The organism is Pannonibacter sp. CBAS1226, assembly GCF_055685825.1.
The window spans coordinates 169236-186351 of the sequence record NZ_JBVOUO010000001.1 but is presented as its reverse complement, the minus strand read 5'-3'; the positions used below and the strand labels follow the sequence as shown (position 1 = coordinate 186351).

Annotated in this window: 16 protein-coding genes; 6 read left to right on the top strand and 10 right to left on the bottom strand. The window is 64.2% G+C overall.

Features of this window, described 5'->3' with window-relative positions; translation table 11 throughout:
* The first annotated feature begins 11 nt into the window (after positions 1-11).
* From gpt to AC0CMF_RS00875, 3 genes are all read left to right on the top strand, one after another.
* On the top strand, positions 12-521 hold the full coding sequence (gene gpt / locus AC0CMF_RS00885; RefSeq protein ID WP_019966479.1) for a xanthine phosphoribosyltransferase: 510 nt from the start codon (positions 12-14) through the stop codon (positions 519-521).
* A 167-nt stretch (positions 522-688) separates the two neighbouring features.
* Positions 689-1096, top strand: a complete 408-nt coding sequence (locus AC0CMF_RS00880) for a hypothetical protein (protein ID WP_058899540.1) — start codon at positions 689-691, stop codon at positions 1094-1096.
* A gap of 108 nt (positions 1097-1204) precedes the next feature.
* Positions 1205-1951 (top strand): L,D-transpeptidase, encoded by a 747-nt coding sequence (locus tag AC0CMF_RS00875; protein ID WP_457167583.1) that lies wholly within the window; start codon positions 1205-1207, stop codon positions 1949-1951.
* Positions 1952-2079: 128 nt separating this feature from the next.
* Here the strand turns inward: AC0CMF_RS00875 and sfsA are convergent, their stop codons facing one another.
* The 3 genes from sfsA to AC0CMF_RS00860 all read right to left on the bottom strand — a co-directional run bounded on the left by sfsA (position 2080) and on the right by AC0CMF_RS00860 (position 5662).
* Positions 2080-2781 (bottom strand): DNA/RNA nuclease SfsA, encoded by a 702-nt coding sequence (gene sfsA / locus AC0CMF_RS00870; protein WP_472480754.1) that lies wholly within the window; start codon positions 2779-2781, stop codon positions 2080-2082.
* Positions 2782-2791: 10 nt separating this feature from the next.
* Complete coding sequence (locus tag AC0CMF_RS00865) at positions 2792-4240, bottom strand: TrkH family potassium uptake protein (protein WP_472480752.1); 1449 nt, start codon at positions 4238-4240, stop codon at positions 2792-2794.
* Between the two features lie 204 nt (positions 4241-4444).
* A complete protein-coding gene (locus tag AC0CMF_RS00860) occupies positions 4445-5662 on the bottom strand; it encodes a pilus assembly protein TadG-related protein (protein WP_162936383.1) in 1218 nt (405 codons plus the stop codon).
* Positions 5663-6298: 636 nt separating this feature from the next.
* Here AC0CMF_RS00860 and AC0CMF_RS00855 point away from each other — a divergent pair.
* From AC0CMF_RS00855 to AC0CMF_RS00845, 3 genes are read left to right on the top strand one after another with little or no spacing between them, the layout of a single operon-like run.
* Complete coding sequence (locus AC0CMF_RS00855; protein ID WP_374629460.1) at positions 6299-7405, top strand: methionine ABC transporter ATP-binding protein; 1107 nt, start codon at positions 6299-6301, stop codon at positions 7403-7405.
* Complete coding sequence (locus tag AC0CMF_RS00850) at positions 7395-8072, top strand: methionine ABC transporter permease (RefSeq protein WP_019966460.1); 678 nt, start codon at positions 7395-7397, stop codon at positions 8070-8072. The genes AC0CMF_RS00855 and AC0CMF_RS00850 overlap by 11 nt, the downstream gene beginning before the upstream one ends.
* Before the next feature lie 38 nt (positions 8073-8110).
* A complete protein-coding gene (locus tag AC0CMF_RS00845) occupies positions 8111-8908 on the top strand; it encodes a MetQ/NlpA family ABC transporter substrate-binding protein (RefSeq protein ID WP_374629343.1) in 798 nt (265 codons plus the stop codon).
* A gap of 595 nt (positions 8909-9503) precedes the next feature.
* On the opposite strand, the gene AC0CMF_RS00840 is transcribed toward AC0CMF_RS00845, so the two are convergent.
* The 7 genes from AC0CMF_RS00840 to AC0CMF_RS00810 form a co-directional block, all read right to left on the bottom strand.
* The gene (locus AC0CMF_RS00840) at positions 9504-10613 is read right to left on the bottom strand and encodes an NAD(P)/FAD-dependent oxidoreductase (protein WP_374629345.1); all 1110 of its coding nucleotides are present in this window, start codon (positions 10611-10613) and stop codon (positions 9504-9506) included.
* A gap of 90 nt (positions 10614-10703) precedes the next feature.
* Entirely contained in the window at positions 10704-12440 is a 1737-nt protein-coding gene (locus AC0CMF_RS00835) for an SLC13 family permease (RefSeq protein ID WP_374629347.1), read from the bottom strand.
* Between the two features lie 126 nt (positions 12441-12566).
* A complete protein-coding gene (locus tag AC0CMF_RS00830; RefSeq protein WP_050472732.1) occupies positions 12567-13679 on the bottom strand; it encodes a sulfate/molybdate ABC transporter ATP-binding protein in 1113 nt (370 codons plus the stop codon).
* A gap of 13 nt (positions 13680-13692) precedes the next feature.
* Positions 13693-14562 (bottom strand): sulfate ABC transporter permease subunit CysW, encoded by an 870-nt coding sequence (gene cysW / locus AC0CMF_RS00825; protein WP_050472731.1) that lies wholly within the window; start codon positions 14560-14562, stop codon positions 13693-13695.
* Complete coding sequence (gene cysT, locus AC0CMF_RS00820; protein WP_050472730.1) at positions 14549-15406, bottom strand: sulfate ABC transporter permease subunit CysT; 858 nt, start codon at positions 15404-15406, stop codon at positions 14549-14551. Before cysT ends, cysW begins: the two co-directional genes overlap by 14 nt.
* Before the next feature lie 6 nt (positions 15407-15412).
* Positions 15413-16435: a sulfate ABC transporter substrate-binding protein gene (locus AC0CMF_RS00815; protein ID WP_374629348.1), complete on the bottom strand. Its 1023-nt coding sequence runs from the start codon at positions 16433-16435 to the stop codon at positions 15413-15415.
* 98 nt (positions 16436-16533) lie between these two features.
* Positions 16534-16986: an RrF2 family transcriptional regulator gene (locus tag AC0CMF_RS00810; protein ID WP_058900761.1), complete on the bottom strand. Its 453-nt coding sequence runs from the start codon at positions 16984-16986 to the stop codon at positions 16534-16536.
* Positions 16987-17116 lie beyond the last annotated feature (130 nt).

Sequence of the window (17116 nt, the reverse complement as noted above, 5' to 3'; positions counted from 1 at the left end):
AAAAGACCTCCATGGAAAACCCGGACCAGCCGAAAGCCTTCCCCGTCTCATGGGACCAGTTCCACCGCGACGCCCGCGCCCTTGCCTGGCGCCTGTCCGGTCAGGGCGAATGGAAGGCCATTGTCTGCATCACCCGCGGCGGCCTTGTACCGGCCGCCATCGTGGCCCGTGAGCTCGGCATCCGCACCATCGAAACGGTGTGTGTCGCCAGCTATCACGACTACGAAAACCAGGGCTCGCTGCAGGTGATCAAACCGATCGACCCGCGCGTCATCGGCCTTGATGAGGGCGAAGGCAGCGGCGTGCTGGTGATCGACGATCTGGTCGACACCGGCAAGACCGCCCGCGTCGTGCGCGAAATGCTGCCGAAGGCGCATTTTGCCACCGTCTATGCCAAGCCGATGGGCCGCCCGCTGGTTGACACCTTCGTGACGGAAGTGTCGCAGGACACCTGGATCTATTTCCCCTGGGACATGGGCTGGCAGTTCCAGCCGCCGCTGGCCAAGACGACCGCCGGCTGACCGGGCACCAGTTGAAAGCATGGGGGCGCAGGCACGTGTCTGCGCCCCAAGTCTATCTGCGCCCTTTTTGCCACAGTGATGCGATCGTGCTGCGCCTCCTCCGCCGGTCACGGTGATTTGGCTTCACCCGCCCCCTCGCTGCCACATTCCCCCTTAATGAGGGGACCATGATGACGGCCCTGAGAGGAAATCTGGCGATTCTGGCGCTCGCTCCGGCACTTGTGATGCTGGTGCTGGCTCTTGCCGTAATGCGCCCGGCGCAAGCCCATTCCGCCTTTGTGAGGGCGGGACTGGTGAGTCTTGAGGCTCTCCAGCCTGCGCCCTACCGGGTCATCGCCAGCGTCACCCCCAAGGCCAGCACCCCGGACGACGGGGCGCCGGTTCTGCCCGGTCAGGGCGCGCCTTGCAAGATCATGCTGTGCACCGGCATCATGGGCTTTCCCCTGCAGGAGCAGCCGCAACGGGTGAGCGTGCCCGCCGGAACGCTGTTTCTGGGAGCGCCGGAGCCTTATGGCGATCCTCCCGCCCGCCAGGACGACCCGCCCCCCAAACCCCGTTCATCAAACTTTTCGTGAAAATGGAACGGATTAAGCCCCCGGAAAGTTGAATCGGGGAGCTTGTCGCCAGGAGCCGCGCCCGTGCAGCACAATGCCGCCGGCTCCAGATCAGAATTGAGGTTTTAAATGCTGCTTTCCCGTCGCCGGTTTCTGGTTGCCGCCTCGGCAACACTTCTTGCCGGCTGTAACACCCGTTATGTCCAGCCGGTCCCCTCGCCCGGCCTCGCCCGTGATGGCTACGAGGGCGCAGCTCCCTCCTACAGCCACATTCCGCCGGAATATCTGCAGATGTACGGCCCGATGCCGAACGAGCAGTTCCCGATCCCGGCGGCGGATCTGCGCCGCGTCAAGCCGCAGTACTTCCGTCAGATCGTGCCCTATCAGAGCCCTGAGCCGACCGGCACCATCATCGTCGACACGCCCAACCGCTACCTCTATCTGACCATGGAAGGCGGACAGGCCATGCGTTATGGCGTCGGCATCGGCCGCGCCGGCTTCACCTGGGGCGGTTCGGCCCGCATTGCCTACAAGCGCGAATGGCCGCGCTGGACGCCGCCGTCGGAGATGATCGCCCGTCAGCCGGAACTGGAAGAGTTCCGCAACGGCATGGCGCCGGGCCTCGACAATCCGCTGGGCGCCCGCGCGCTCTACATCTTCGAAGGCGGCCGCGACACGCTCTACCGCATCCACGGCACGGCAGAATACTGGACGATCGGCACCGCCGTTTCCTCCGGCTGCGTGCGCATGATCAATCAGGATGTGATCGACCTGTACAACCGCGTGCCCAACGGCACGAAGATCGTTGTGCTGCAGGCCCCTGCCAATGCCCCGGTCGCCGGCGGCGCGCAGCAGGACTTCGCCCTGCCGAGCTGACGCCATTTGCCCCGGTCCGCTTCGTCATACCAAGGCTCTGAGATGCTGACGCATCACGCCTTGAGGATGCGCAAGCGCCGCACGGGCTTGACCAACTCCCGATGAGCCGGGCTCATCGGGAGTTGGTCTCAGGCACGGAGTACGACCTTGCGGGTGGCGCGGATGAATTCCGGCGTCACCTCGCAGCCGATGGCATGGGCCTCGACACCGCCTGCCATGGCCTGTCTGAGGGCCGCCGCATAGGCCGGATCGATGTCGGCGGCAAAGTCCAGCTCGCTGCAATCGGGCCGCTGCACCAGATAGACCATCACCGCCCGGTGCCCGGCGCGCACCATATCCTCCAGTTCCACCAGATGCTTGGCCCCGCGTGCGGTGACCGAATCCGGGAATTCGGCAAGCCCGGCCTGGCGCATCAGATGGACGTTCTTCACCTCCACATAGGTGAGCCCGCCGTCCGCCCCTTCCAGCAGAATGTCGATCCGCGAATTCTTGCCGTATTTGACCTCCCGCCGCAGGCCGGCAAAGCCGGAAAGCTCCGGGATGAGCCCGGCCAGCAGCGCCTCTTCCACCAAGCGGTTGGGATGGGCCGTGCTGATGCCGACGAGCGCTCCGTCCGCCTCGATGATCTCCCAGGACCAGGCGAGCTTGCGGGCCGGATTGTCCGAGCGGGACAGATAGACCAGCGAGCCGGGCGCATTGAGGCCGAGCATCGAGCCGGGGTTGGCGCAATGGGCGGTGATCTCCTCGCCGCTGTCCAGCACCACATCCGCCAGAAACCGCTTGTAGCGCTTGACCAGACGCCCGCGAACGAGTGGCTTTTCGAAGTCCATTTTCTGCCTTTCAGTTTGCCCAGAAATCGCGGTCGAGCAGCACCAGCACGGTGAGAAGCTCCAGACGCCCCAGCAGCATGGCAACGCTCAGCACCCATTTGGCCCCGTCCGGCACCGACGCATAGCTGCCGCCGGGCCCGACAACCGGGCCGAGCCCCGGGCCAATATTGGCAATCGCACTGGCCGCTGCGGAAAAGGACGTCATGGCGCCCAGATCAAACACGGACAGCGCCAGAGTGACCGCGCCGACTGCGCCAATATAGACGATGAGATAGGACAGAACCGAGAAGGAGAGCTCGGGCGTCAGCCGGGTGCGGCCGAAATATTCCGGCGTCACCCGGTTGGGCCTCACCATCTTGCGCAGATGCGAGCGCACCGTGCCGAAGAACACCTGATAGCGGAAGATCTTGATGCTGCCGCAGGTCGAGCCCGTACAGCCGCCGACAAAGCACAGCATCAGGACGAGACCGGCCACCGCGCTGCCCCAGGCCTGATAATCGGTCAGCACAAAGCCGGTGGTGGAGGTGATCGACACCACCGTGAAGGCCGCTTTTCTGAAGGCTTCGTGGAAAACCAGATCCTGCGTGCCGCCCAGATGCACGGTCAGGCCCAGCGTCACCACGGCCATGAACAGCAGGAAGGCACGCACCTGCGGATCGGTCCAGAGCCGCAGCGGCCGCCCGCGCAGCGCCTGGACGATCAGCACGAAGGGCAGCGCGCCAAGGATCATGAAGAAAACGGACGTCCAGACCACCGCCGGCATGCCTGCAAAGGCGGCAAAGGAGGCATCGCGCGTTGAAAAGCCCCCGGTCGCCACCGTGGCCATGGCGTGGTTCACCGCGTCGAAGGTCTCCATGCCGGCCGCCGCATAGGCGAGCGCGCAGGCGAAGGTGAGCAGCACATAGCAGCCGGCGATCAGCCGGATATGCTGCACCGAGCGCGCCACGATCTTTTCGGTACGGTCCGCCACTTCCGTCTGGAACAGCTGCATGCCGCCGACCCTCAGGAAAGGCAGCAGCACCACGGCCATGATGGCAATCCCGGCGCCGCCCATCCATTGCAGCATGGAGCGCCAGACGAGCAGCCCCGGCGGCAGGGAATCCAGCCCCTCCAGAATGGTGGCCCCCGTGGTGGTGAAGCCGGAGACAGCCTCGAACATGGCATCGGCATAGCCGATGCCGAGCCACAGGAACGGCAGCGAGCCGAAGGCGGGCAGCGTCACCCAGGCCATCACCGTCAGCACGAAGGTCTGGCGCATGTTCAGCCCCCGGCGCAGCGTGCCGCGCATGGCGAGAGCCAGCAAGGTGCCCGCAAGGCTGGTCAGAAAGGCCGAAAAGACGAAGGCCTGCCAGTCGGCATTCTTGCTGGCCACATCCACCATGGCCGGCACCAGCATGGCCGTCGCAAGAGCGGCGTAGAGAAAGCCGAGAACACTCAGGATTGGGCGCAGAGCAATCAAGTCAGGACTTTCCGCCGGAACAACGTCACCACCGCCGCATCAGGCATCACCCCGCCGGCACATGCGCCAGACATTGCCGCGCCGCACCCGCCCTGTCGAGCCCGGATTACGCCCCATCCCCGGCTGAGGGCAAAATGAGGATAAGGCTCAGGCGTTTGCGCGGGCTGGAGCTGCTCCCGGCGCGTGTTTCACCGGGAGCAGGCATTACCGGCTTATGTAGCCGCCGCTGCCGCCACCGCCTGACTGAAGGGGCTTCAGCACCCAGTTGATCGAGTTCAGCACCAGCGTGTTGGCGACCAGCAGGAACTGTTCGCCCTGCACATCTGAACTGGCATTGAAGGTGACATCCCGGCTGGGCAGGTGGATCACGCCCTTGAAGTTTTCTCTGACGGTCGAGTTGAATATGAACTGCGAGGATGACAGGCCCGGCTTCTCGCTGAACAGAATATCGGCGTAAGGCCCGCTCTTCGGCGCGCTCAGGACGATATCCATGCCGGAGTTGAACTGAATTTTCGATGTGTCGGCAAAATAGAAGGTAACACCATCCCCCCGCCAGACGCCGCCATTGACGTTCCATCCTCCGTCCTTGATGACGTAGAGGCCCGGCTGAAAGGTCACCGAAGGCGAGCCATTGAAGTTGAACCAGCCGCAATAGACACCGGGCGACAGGCTGACACTGGGGCCATTGAAGTTGCCGTGCCACTGCGTGCATTGCGTGCTGGCCGGAGCGCTGATCCGGCCCTCATAAGGATCGGCAAGAGGGGAACAGTTCCGCTCGAGATTGCTGTAAGTCCCGCCATTATGAATGATCCGGTCCCCGCGCAGACAGATCCGCGCGGCGTTTATGCTTGACCCACCATTGAGAATGGCGGCGGGAGACGCAGTAGACCAGACGTGTATCTCGCATTCTTTTGCCGCAATATTCACGCCGCCATTGACAACGAAGGCTTGGGAGGCGGACGGAGACTTGACGATGATACAGGGGTTGGCGCCGCCCAGCCCCGCTTCAGCAAGCACACTCACTTCCAGAGTGTTGCGCCCGAGAACGCGCAAAAAATGGGTCTCGACACGAGCGGTGACGGTTACCTGGACAGAGCCGGGCTCAAAGCGGACCGCATGAACGGCAGCATCGCTGCTGATGAGCCAATTCTCCTGATTGGCCTGAAGCACCGTGGCCCCCAGCTCCGCTGCCTTGGACTGATCCCTGGTCTGCGAAACTTCCCTTGCCACCGCCATCACAGCCGCATCTGCCGCAGCCTGCAACTGCGTCCGCACCGTGACGGCATAGCCATAATCAACAGCAACACCGATGGCAGCAATCAAGGGCAATGCAAGCAAGGCGAATATGACGACGACATTCCCTCTGCGATCACCTCGTAATCGCATGATCCTGCCGGCAATAGATCTTACGGCACTGTTCACGGTTATCTCTTCTCCCCCAACGGAACAGAGCCATAAATATCAGGATCTTTTGAACAATCAATATCGATATTGAAACCGCAACAAGCATCAACTCAAATAAAAAATCAAAAGAACGCGAATAAAAGCCAATTACTTGAAATCCACAACGCAACATATACAAGGAAAAAATTTTCATAAATTGAAATACGTCGTAAAAATCAAGAAATGTACAGATTAAAAAAATTAATCAGAATTATTTCGCTTGGGAAAATAAACCGCTCCGCAACTGCATGCCATAGACGGGGCAGGATTGCAGCTGCCGGCGCGCCGAAACCAGAGAATTAATCATATAAATCTTCATGCATGAATCCCAGCACCGCTTCTGCCGGGAGTGCGGCGTATCATACACGTCAGAACACCCGGCCGCGCCCCGGAGGAGTTTCCCCCGTGCCTGAGCGAAGCCCCCGGGGACCGTTCTGAAAATTTTTTCCCCGTATTTTCCAAATTGGGCCAAGCCGATCCGGAATTGAGGCGATATAGATGACCCGGTCCCTCGCGCTGCTGGCCCGGCTCTGGGATATTAGCGTCACAATCCGTCCTCAGGCCCCTTCCAAGGCGTTGCGGGCGGCCCTCCCAACAGGTTCTGACCCCGTGAACATGCAATCCAATCCGCCCGATCCGCACAGTCTTGCCTCCGCGCCGGCGGATGGCAGCCCGGCGCCTCTGGTGCAGATCAAGGGTGTGGCAAAGATCTATCCGGCCCGCAGTGGCCATGCTGCCGTCGAGGCGCTGAAGGACATTGACCTGTCCGTCGGGCGCGGTCGCATTCTGGGCGTCATCGGGCGTTCGGGCGCCGGCAAATCCACCCTGATCCGCCTCGTCAACGGGCTGGAACGTCCCAGCCGGGGCGCGGTGATCGTCGATGGCACCGATCTGACGCAGCTGAGCGAAGCCGCGCTGCGCGCCGAGCGCCGCTCCATCGGCATGATCTTCCAGCACTTCAACCTGCTGGCCCGGCGCACCGTGTTCGACAACGCCGCCCTGCCGCTGGAAATCATCGGCGCCAGCCGGTCCGAGATCGAACGGCGGGTGCGCCCGCTGCTGGATCTCGTCGGCCTCGACGGCAAGGCGGACCGCTATCCGGGCGAACTCTCCGGCGGCCAGAAGCAGCGCGTCGGCATCGCCCGGGCTCTCGCAACCGATCCCAAGGTGCTGCTCTCCGACGAAGCGACCTCGGCGCTGGACCCGGAGACGACAGACCAGATCCTTGACCTGCTGCGCCAGGTGAACCGGGAACTGGGTCTCACCATCCTGCTCATCACCCACGAGATGAGCGTGATCAACGCCATCACCGACGAGGTCGCGGTGATCGACGGCGGCCAGATCGTTGAACATGGCCGCACCTTCGATGTCTTCACCGAACCGCAGCACCCCACCACCCGCAGCTTCGTCTCCGCCGTGACCGGCGCCGTGCTGCCGGAACATCTGCGCGCAAGGCTGCAGAGCGCGCCTCAGCCCGGCGGGCAGGCGCTGGTGCGCCTCATTTTCAAGGGTGAAGGCAGCCAGAGCCCGTTCATCAGCCACTTCTCGCGCACGCTGGGGCTCGACCTGTCCATCGTGCAGGGCAAGATCGACCAGATCGCAGGCCAAACCTATGGCCAGCTGGTCGTCAGCGTCGATGCCGCACCTGAAACCCTTGCCGCCGTTGAGGCGGGTGCCCGCTCCCACGGCCTGACCAGTGAGGTGCTTGGCTATGTTGCCTGATTTCCTGCCCCCGCACATTCTCAAGCTGATTTTTGACAGCCTGCTGCAAACCCTTCACATGGTTGCCGTTTCCGGCCTTCTGGCAACGGCGATCGGCCTGCCGCTGGGCGTGTTCCTGGCCACCAGCCGCAAGGGCGAGCTCTTCGCCGCCCCTGCCCTCAATGCGGTGCTGGGCCTCATCGTCAATGCGGCGCGCTCCACGCCCTTCATCATTCTGGTGGTGGCCATCGTGCCGCTGACCCGGCTGATCGCGGGCACCTCCATCGGCACCACGGCGGCCATCGTGCCGCTGACGATCGGCGCGACGCCCTTCGTTGCCCGCGTCATTGAAGGCGCCATCCGGGGCGTGGATCAGGGCCTGATCGAGGCGGCCCGTGCCATGGGGGCAACGCCGCTGCAGATCGTGCGCAAGGTACTGCTGCCCGAGGCGCTGCCAGCCATCACCCATGCCCTCACCTTCACCGCCGTCAGCCTCATCGGCTATTCGGCCATGGTTGGCGCCGTTGGCGGCGGCGGCCTGGGTGATCTCGGCATCCGCTTCGGCTACCAGCGCTTCATGCCCGACGTGATGCTGGCGGTCGTGCTGGTGCTCATCCTTCTCGTGCAAGGCGTGCAAAGCCTTGGCGACAGCCTTGCCCGGCGCTTCGACAAGCGCGCCCGGCATTGAAGTTTCCGCTTGTCCTTTCCCAGAACCGGAGTGCTCACATGCTCTTCAAGTCCATTGCCGCGTCCCTGACCGGCGCCGTTGCTGCCCTCACCCTCTTCGCTGCCGCCCCGGCTTTTGCCGAGACGATCAAGGTCGGCGTCACCCCCGGCCCCCATGCCCAGATCATGGAAGAAGTGAAGCGCCTTGCTGCGCCGAAGGGCCTCGACATCGAGATCCTCGAATTCTCCGACTATGTGGTGCCGAACGAGGCGCTGAACGCCGGTGATCTGCAGGCCAACTCCTTCCAGCACAAGCCTTATCTCGACAACCAGGTGGCCGACCGCGGCTATCAGCTGACGGATGTGGCCTTCACGGTCAACTTCCCCATCGGTGTCTATTCGCAGAAGCACAAGGCGATCACCGACCTGCCGGAAGGCGCCACGGTTGCCATCCCGAACGATCCGACCAATGGCGGCCGCGTGCTGCTGCTGCTGGATGACGCAGGCGTGCTGAAGCTGCGTGAAGATGCAGGCGTCAAGGCCTCCATCGCCGACATCGTCGAGAACCCGAAGAAACTGAAGATCGTCGAGATCGACGCCGCCCAGCTGCCGCGCTCGCTGCCGGATGTGGATGCCGCCGGCATCAACACCAACTATGCCAAGGAAGCCGGCCTTGATCCGGTCAAGGACCCGATCCTGCGCGAGAGCCCGAAGGGCCCTTACGTGAACCTCATCGCCGTGCGCACGCAGGACAAGGACGCCGCCTGGGTGAAGACCCTCGTGGAAACCTACAATTCCGACGAAGTGCGCAAGTTCGTCGAAGACACGTTCCAGGGCGCGGTTCTCGCCGGCTGGTAATCAGCCCGGAACGTTGACCGAAGCAAACGGCAGCGCCCCTTTCCAGCGATGGATCGGGGCGCTGTTGTTTTTGGGAGGCTGCGGCGAATGAATTGAGCACAGTGCCGGTTCTGACGCCCTGCCCCTCCCCTCACTCCGTCATGCCATGGCTTGACCATGGCACCCATGCCGTTCCCCATCCGCACGGCCAGCATCTCGAATGCCGCACCCACACAGAGCCCCGATCCAGCGCACAACATGCCGGGACGCATCAGGGTGGATGCCATGGTCGAGCCATGGCATGACGAAAGTGGAGGTTTTTAGCGTGATGGCAGCGAGGTCATTGGCGAAGCGGCGGGACGGCGCAAGGCCGCAGCGCCGGTTCTGACACTCCGGGCCACCCAAACACTCCGTCATGCCATGGCTTGACCATGGCACCCATGCCGTTTCCCATCCGCACGGGCAGCACCTCGAAGGGTCTCATCGTCACAGGGGCCCAATCCCGCGCACAATGTGCCGGGACGCATCGGGGTGGATGCCATGGTCGAGCCATGGCATGACGGATGATGGGGATGGAGGATGGGGACGGAGGATGGGGATGTTGCAGCCCCTCCCCTCACACCCCGCCTAATCCAGCAGCCCAGCGGGAGACGTCCGCCGCAGCGCGTTTTCCGGTGAGGGCGTCGGCCACGCCGAGGCCCATGAGCGGGCCGAGCTTGAAGCCGTGGCCGGAGCAGGCGCTGAGCAGCCAGCCGGATTTGCCCAGCGGCTCGCTGACGAAACGCTCGTCTGCCGAGACGGTGTAATAGCAGATCTTTTCCTCGATGATCCGGTAGCGCTCGGAGCCGCGCAGCGTGCCGGTCAGGGCCTCGCGCACGGGGGCGATGTCGGCTGCCGTGGGCGTACGGTCATCGCTGCCGTGGCCGATGCGGGTGAAACGGTGATCGCCGATCTTGAGCCGGGTGCCGTTGCAGGGTGGCAGGACATAGGCGCCATAGCTGCCGCTGCCCATGTCGATGATGATGGGGGCGTCCGCCCAGGCGGCGGCGAGATCCTGCGGCGGCTCCAGATAGAGCACCAGCTGGCGCGACGGAACGAGGCGCTGAGCGGCCTGAGGCACCAGATCGCTCACCCAGGCACCGGCGGCCACAATGACTGCATCGAAGCTCTCACGGCTGCCGTCCACCGTCACCGTAGCGCTGTCCGGGTCCACATCCGTCACGCGAGAGTGGCGCCTGAGATCCGCGCCGTTTTCTGCCAGCCAGGCGGCAAGGGCGGTGATCGTGCGGGCGGCAAAAAGCACGCCGGTTCCGCCCACCTCGAAGGCCTCGCGGATGCCGGAGGTTTCAAGCACCGGGATCATGGCCGCAAGCCCGTCCAGCGGCAGGGGGCGGATGGGGATGCCGAGCGCGTTCATTTCAGCCTCGGCGGCGGGGAAATAGTCCACCTCCCCGCGCGAGACATGCACCATTGGGCGAGGCTCGAAATGGCGCTGCCCCAGATCCTGCCAGAGCGCGTCATAGGCGCGGAAAGCCTCCGGCATCAGCTGGCCATAGCCATCCAGCCCCGGATAGATGTGGCGGGTGATGCGGTGCTCGTCGTGAGAGGTGGCCAGCGGATTGGGGATAGGGCCCTGATCAAAAACCGTCACCGCCACACCGGCCTTGCGCAAGGCCCATGCTGCCGGCAACCCGCCAATACCAGCGCCAACAATCGCAACTTTCACCGTCTCGTCTCCTGTGCCTGTCAGACCCAATCTAGACAGGAAGCGTCAGCTGCAACAGCGGCGCGCGGCCTTGCCCACAGCCTAAAAGCCTCAGGTCCAGAACAGGGCGAGCCCGGCAATGGCACCGGCACAGGCGGCCAGTGTCACCGGCCAGCCTGCCTTGAGAAAATCGGCAAAGCGGTAGCCGCCGAGCCCATAGGCCAGCGTGTTGTTGTGGTGGCCAACGGGAGTGAGAAAGTCGAGCGAGGCGCCGAAGGCAACGGCCGCCAGCAGCGGCGCAGGCGGCAGGCCAAGGCTCGCTGCCGTCTGCAGGGCAACGGGGGCAAGGATCGCCGCCGTTGCGGCATTGTTGACGAGCGGCGTCATGACGAGGGCAATCACCAGCATGGCGATGGCAGCGGGCAGCAGCTGGCCCGGCACCAGATGCACGGCCAGCGCTTCGGCCAGCATGGCAGCCGTGCCGGTCGTCTCCATGGCATCACCAAGCGGCAGCATGGCGGCCAGCAGCAGAATGATGGGCCAGTTGAGGGACTTCAGCGCCACCCGCAGATCGAGATGGCCGAGCAGTGCCAGAACCAGCACCGTGCCGCCAAGGGCTGCCTCCGGTGTCACATAGCCGGTGGCGGCCACCACAAGCCCGGCCACGAACAGCACCAGCGGCACCGGCGAGGCCTGCGGCACGGACTCCGGAGTGGTAGCGGATGCGGCCTCCACCACGATCAGGCCGTGATCCTCCGCCAGTTGCCGTGCGGCGCCAGCTGCGCCGCAGAGCGTCAGCACATCGCCGGTCAGAAGCTGCAGGTCCGCCAGCCGCCCTTCGTGCCGCCGCCCGTGGGTGGTGACGGCAGCAGGGCGCAGGTCCAGCTCCTCCAGGTCTGCAATGGCAGCGATGCGCGATCCGGCAAGGCTGCTGTGCGGCATCACCGCAAGCCGTGTCAGGGCTTCACCGGGCTCCGGCTTGACCGCAGGCGCAAGGTGGCCTTCCGCGATGAGCGGCGTGAACAACCGGGCCCGCGCTTCGGCAAAGACGAGATCACCGGGCAGAAGCTCCGTCTGCGGGCGCAGCGGAAACACATGCGCCTCCTGCCGGATGACGGAGATGATCCGGCCCTTCAGCCGTGCAGCAAGACCCTCCACCGTTTCCCCGCCTTGCGTCACGGCAAGCTCACGCACGTCGAACAGATCGTCTTCCGGACCGTCACCGGCCACACCAGCGGGAACCAGCGGAAAGATGCGCGGGCACCAGAAGAGGAGGACGGCCAATCCGGCGGCAGCAATCACCGCGCCCGCAGGAAACAGCGAGAGGAACGGCAGCCCCTGCCCCGTCGCCGCTTTCAGCGTGTTGCTGACGATGAGGTTGGCGGGCGTGCCGATGAGCGTGCAGACACCGCCGAGCAGCGTTGCGAAAGCCAGCGGCATCAGCATGGCGCGGCTGTCGTATCCGCCGGTCTGCGACAGGGAGAACACCAATGGCAGCAGCAGGGCCATGGCGCCGATGTTGTTCATGACGGTGGAGAGCACCGCGCCCGTGATGCACAGGCAGGCCAGAAGCCCGGCGGGACGCAGCCCCAGCCCGGACAGCCACTGCCCGAAGCGGATGATGATCTGGCTGCCGTGCAGGGCCTCGACGATCAGCAGCACCGCGATGACAGTGATGACCGCCGGATGGGCAAAACCGGCAAAGGCTGCGCTGGCGGGAACAAGGCCAGACACACAGGCAAGACCAAGCCCGGCAAGCGCAACGGTTTCGATGCGCCAGCGGTCGAGCACGAACACGGCCAGCATGCCGCCGAGAAGCGCCAGAAGAAGTCCCTGATCAAACGTCACGCCGCCCCTGCCGCCATCCTGTCCGGCTGTTCCACTGCCGCAACTCTAGCCGGGCCAGGGCGAAAGCCCAAGCCCGGCGAAAGGAACTGACGAAAAGGACTGGCGAAAGAACCCGGCAACCAGCCCTCAGCGTGATGCGGCCCGCGCGGATGCGGGGGAGCCTGCCTCCTCCCCGGCCGCACCGGAGACGGCGGCCCCGCCATTGGACGGAAACACCTTCCAGGCAAGCGGACGGAAGGAAATCTGGCTGCGCAGCGAGGCCGGATGGCCGACGGGAACGTCGATCTCCACCTTGTGGCGCGAGCCGCCGAGTTCCAGTTCAAGGCGCCGGGAGCCGGCATGGCGGCGGCTGGCGGAAACCGTGCCGGCAAAGCAGCCGCCGCAGCCCTGCGTGATGTCCACCTGATCCGGGCGGAAGAACAGTGTGCCATCCCCTTCAGCAGCGCCCTGTGCGGCAAGGCCGGTGGGCCGGTCGTCGAGCCACACCTGCCCGCCCTCGATCCGCACCGGAACCTCCGATGCCTCGCCGATGAAGCGGTGCACGAAGGGCGAGCCGGGATTGTCATAGACATCATCGGCCGAGCCCACCTGCTCGATCCGGCCCCGGCTCATCACCACGACCCGGTCGGCCAGCTCCAGCGCCTCTTCCTGATCATGGGTGACGAAGACCGTGGTGTGGCCGGTGGTGTCGTGAATCTCGCGCAGCCAGCGGCGCAGATCCTTGCGCACCTGCGCATCCAGCGCGCCGAAAGGCTCGTCCAGCAGCAGCACGCGCGGCTCGATGGCGAGCGCCCTTGCGAGGGCCACACGCTGGCGCTGGCCGCCGGAAAGCTGCGCCGGATAGCGCTTCTCAAGGCCGGAGAGCTGCACCAGATCCAGAAGCTCCAGCGCCCGCCTGCGGATATCCTCCTTCAGCGGGCGGAAGGCGCGCGGGCGGACGGAGAGGCCGAAGCCGATGTTCTCCAGCACGGTCATGTGCCGGAACAGGGCATAATGCTGGAAGACGAAGCCGATCTGCCGCTCCTGCACGCTGCGGCGCGAGGCGTCCTCCTTGCCGAAGAAGATCTGGCCGCTGCTGGGTGCTTCAAGCCCGGCAATCAGCCGCAGCAGCGTGGTCTTGCCGGAGCCGGATGGCCCCAGAAGGGCGATGAGTTCGCCGGAATGAATGTCCAGAGACACATCCTCCAGCGCATTGGCGGCACCGAAATCCTTGCGGATGTTACGGATGGAAAGCTCCATGGGTCAGGCTCCATCAATGGCCGCGCGAGGCGGACAACTGTCCGGCGTAGCGCAGCTCGATTGCGGTCTTGAGGATGAGGGTCAGCAGCGCCAGACCGGCCAGCAGCGAGGCAACGGCAAAGGCAGCGGCAAAATTGTATTCGTTGTAGAGGATCTCGATGTGCAGCGGCATGGTGTTGGTCACGCCGCGAATGTGGCCGGAGACCACCGACACGGCACCGAACTCGCCCATGGCGCGGGCATTACACAGCAGCACACCATAGAGCAGGCCCCAGCGGATGTTCGGCAGCGTCACCCGCCAGAAGGTCTGCCAGCCGCTGGCCCCGAGGCTGAGCGCAGCTTCCTCATCGCCCGTGCCCTGCTCCTGCATCAGCGGGATCAGCTCCCGCGCCACGAAGGGAAAGGTGACGAAGACCGTCGCCAGCACGATGCCCGGCACGGCAAAGAGGATCTCGATGCCATAGCCCTTCAGCCAGGGCCCGAGCACGCTTCCGGAGCCGAAAAGCAGCACGTAAACCAGCCCCGAGATGACCGGAGACACGGAGAACGGCAGATCGATCAGCGTGATCAGGAATGCCTTGCCCTTGAACTCGAACTTGGCGATGGCCCAGGCCGCCGCCACGCCGAAGACCAGATTGAGCGGCACGGCAATGGCCGCAACCAGCAGGGTCAGGCGGATGGCGGACAGAGCATCCGGATCCTGCAGGGCAGACACCCAGGCGCCCGGCCCGTTGCGGAAGGCTTCGCTGAAGACCGCAAGCACCGGCAGAGCCAGAAACACCGTCAGGAACAGCAGGGACAGAAGCACCAGCAGCAGCTTGGCCAGGGGGCTTTCGCTGATGGGTGAGGAGCGGGTCAGAAAGGCAAGATCAGCCATGGCCATATCTCCGGCGGCTCCAGGCCTGCGTCAGGTTGATCACCAGCAGCATGACGAAGGAGATGATCAGCATCAGCGCGCCAATGGCCGTCGCTGCGCCATAGTTGAATTCCTCAAGCCGGATCACGATCAGCAGCGGCGCGATTTCCGTGACATAGGGAATGTTGCCCGCGATGAAGATCACCGAGCCGTATTCCCCTGCCCCGCGGGCAAAGGCGAGCGCGAAGCCGGTGAGGCTGGCTGGCAGCAAAGCGGGTAGCAGCACGCGGAAGATGGTCTTGAACCGGCCTGCCCCAAGGGTCGCCGCCGCTTCCTCAACTTCCCGGTCCAGATCCTCCAGCACCGGCTGCACCGTGCGCACCACGAATGGCAGCCCGATGAAGACCAGAGCAATGACAACGCCCGGGAAAGCATAGGCGATCTTGATGCCATAGGGCGCCAGCAGCGCGCCAATGGGGCCGTTGGGGGCATAGATGGCCGTCAGCGCGATGCCCGCCACAGCCGTCGGCAGGGCAAAGGGCAGATCGACGATCGCGTCGATCACACCGCGCCCCGGAAAGCGGTAGCGCACCAGCACCCAGGCTGTGATCAGGCCGAAGACCAGATTGATCAGGGCCGCGATGAACGCCGCCTCGAAGCTGACCCGCAAGGCCCCGACCGTGCGCCGGTCGGTGGCGATGCGGATGAATTCGTCAAGCCCCAGCCCGGCGGCGCGCCATGCAAGCGCCGCAAGTGGAATGAGGATGATCAGCGTCAGGTAGGTCACCGTGTAGCCGAGCGTGAGCCCGAAACCGGGAAGCACGCTCGGCTGACGGAACCGCCACCGCGCCTGTGGAGTGATGGCTGCCATCTGTTCTTACTGCGCCGGCTTGTAGATCTGGTCGAAGATGCCGCCGTCACCGAAGAACTCGGGCTGCACCTTGGCCCAGCCGCCGAAATCCTCGATGGTGACGAGTTCGACTTCGGGGAAGCGCTTCAGATCCTCCGGATCGGCCAGTTCAGGGCTCGCCGGACGGTAGTAATGCTTGGCTGCAAGGGCCTGCCCCGCCGGGGAATAGAGATAGTCAAGATAGGCCTTGGCCACCTCTTCCGTGCCCTTTGCCTTGGCATTGCCTTCAACCAGTGCCACCGGGGGCTCGGCCTTGATCGAGATGGACGGAACGACAATCTCGAACTGGTCCGGCCCCAGTTCTGCCAGAGCCAGGAAAGCCTCGTTCTCCCAGGCCAGCAGCACGTCGCCAATGCCGCGCTGGACGAAGGTGGTGGTGGAGCCGCGGGCTCCGGTGTCAAGCACCGGCACATGGCGAAGAAGCTCGGTCACATAGTCGCGCGTCTTGGCTTCATCACCGCCATAGGTCTTCTGTGCCCAGCCCCAGGCGGCCAGGAAGTTCCAGCGCGCGCCGCCGGAGGTCTTCGGGTTCGGGGTGATCACCTCAATGCCATCGCGGACCAGATCCGGCCAGTCCTTGATCTCCTTCGGGTTGCCCTTGCGGACAAGGAAGACGATGGTGGAAACATAAGGCGCGCTGTTGTTCGGCAGCAGGCTGCGCCAGTTTTCGGGGATCTTGCCGGTGGCCGAGGCGATCTCGTTGATGTCGGCCTCAAGCGCCAGCGTCACCACATCGGCTTCCAGCCCGTCGATGACCGAGCGGGCCTGCTTGCCCGAGCCGCCATGCGACATCTGCACGGTCACGTTGTCTCCCGTCTTCTCCTTCCAGAAGGCGGCGAAGGCGGGGTTGAATTCCTTGTAGAGCTCGCGGGTCGGATCGTAGCTGACATTCAGCAGCGTCACGTCTGCGGCAAAGGCCGGGGCCGGCGCTGCAAAGGCAAGCGCGAGGGCAACGGCGGCGGCGGATTTCAGAAACCTGATGCGTGTCATTTGGGGAACCTCCCTGCTATCAACGCATTTAATCTCTATCGATTTTGTCGAGTTTAAAAACAAACCGCCACTGCAATAAAGCCGAAATCGTAGAAAATTTATCCAACAAGACGGGCTGGATTGGATTCCGGCAGCCCCTGACCCTTCAGGCAGTCGGCAATCGTGGTGTTATCGAGGATGGCGCGGTTGGCTTCGGCAACCTTCGCAAAGACCCGGCGGATCTCGCAGGCAGCCTCGTCCCGGCAGGTGTCGCAGCGCCGGTAGGCCGTGCGGCTGAGGCAGGGAAGCGGCGCCAGCGGCCCCTCCACGATGCGCAGGATCTCGCCGAAGGTGATGAGGTCGGGCGACTTGCGCAGCATATAGCCGCCCGCCTTGCCGCGCCGGCTGACGACCACCCCGTTGTGCTTGAGATCCAGCAGGATCTGCTCAAGGAATTTCTTCGGAATCGCCTGGGTTTCGGCAATATCCGCCGTCAGCTGCACCTCGTCCGTCCCGTTGCGGGCGAGCGCGATGACGGCCTTCAATGCATATTGTGCCTTGAGAGATAACACGTGCGTCTCTGTTCCCCGGTCCAGGCTGCAAGGCAACCGGCCGCCGGACCATCCGGCGGGAACCACGAAGGGGCTGCCCGCATTGTAGGGCATCCGGCCGCGGAGGGAAACAGGAACACTTTTCTCCCGC

Bases quoted from the DNA above. Each gene is read 5' to 3' on its own strand.
- gpt (WP_019966479.1), top strand. From the start codon at position 12: ATGGAAAACCCGGACCAGCCGAAAGCCTTCCCCGTCTCATGGGACCAG.
- AC0CMF_RS00880 (WP_058899540.1), top strand. From the start codon at position 689: ATGATGACGGCCCTGAGAGGAAATCTGGCGATTCTGGCGCTCGCTCCG.
- AC0CMF_RS00875 (WP_457167583.1), top strand. From the start codon at position 1,205: ATGCTGCTTTCCCGTCGCCGGTTTCTGGTTGCCGCCTCGGCAACACTT.
- sfsA (WP_472480754.1), bottom strand. From the start codon at position 2,781: ATGGACTTCGAAAAGCCACTCGTTCGCGGGCGTCTGGTCAAGCGCTAC.
- AC0CMF_RS00855 (WP_374629460.1), top strand. From the start codon at position 6,299: ATGCAATCCAATCCGCCCGATCCGCACAGTCTTGCCTCCGCGCCGGCG.
- AC0CMF_RS00850 (WP_019966460.1), top strand. From the start codon at position 7,395: ATGTTGCCTGATTTCCTGCCCCCGCACATTCTCAAGCTGATTTTTGAC.
- AC0CMF_RS00845 (WP_374629343.1), top strand. From the start codon at position 8,111: ATGCTCTTCAAGTCCATTGCCGCGTCCCTGACCGGCGCCGTTGCTGCC.
- AC0CMF_RS00830 (WP_050472732.1), bottom strand. From the start codon at position 13,679: ATGGAGCTTTCCATCCGTAACATCCGCAAGGATTTCGGTGCCGCCAAT.
- cysW (WP_050472731.1), bottom strand. From the start codon at position 14,562: ATGGCCATGGCTGATCTTGCCTTTCTGACCCGCTCCTCACCCATCAGC.
- cysT (WP_050472730.1), bottom strand. From the start codon at position 15,406: ATGGCAGCCATCACTCCACAGGCGCGGTGGCGGTTCCGTCAGCCGAGC.
- AC0CMF_RS00815 (WP_374629348.1), bottom strand. From the start codon at position 16,435: ATGACACGCATCAGGTTTCTGAAATCCGCCGCCGCCGTTGCCCTCGCG.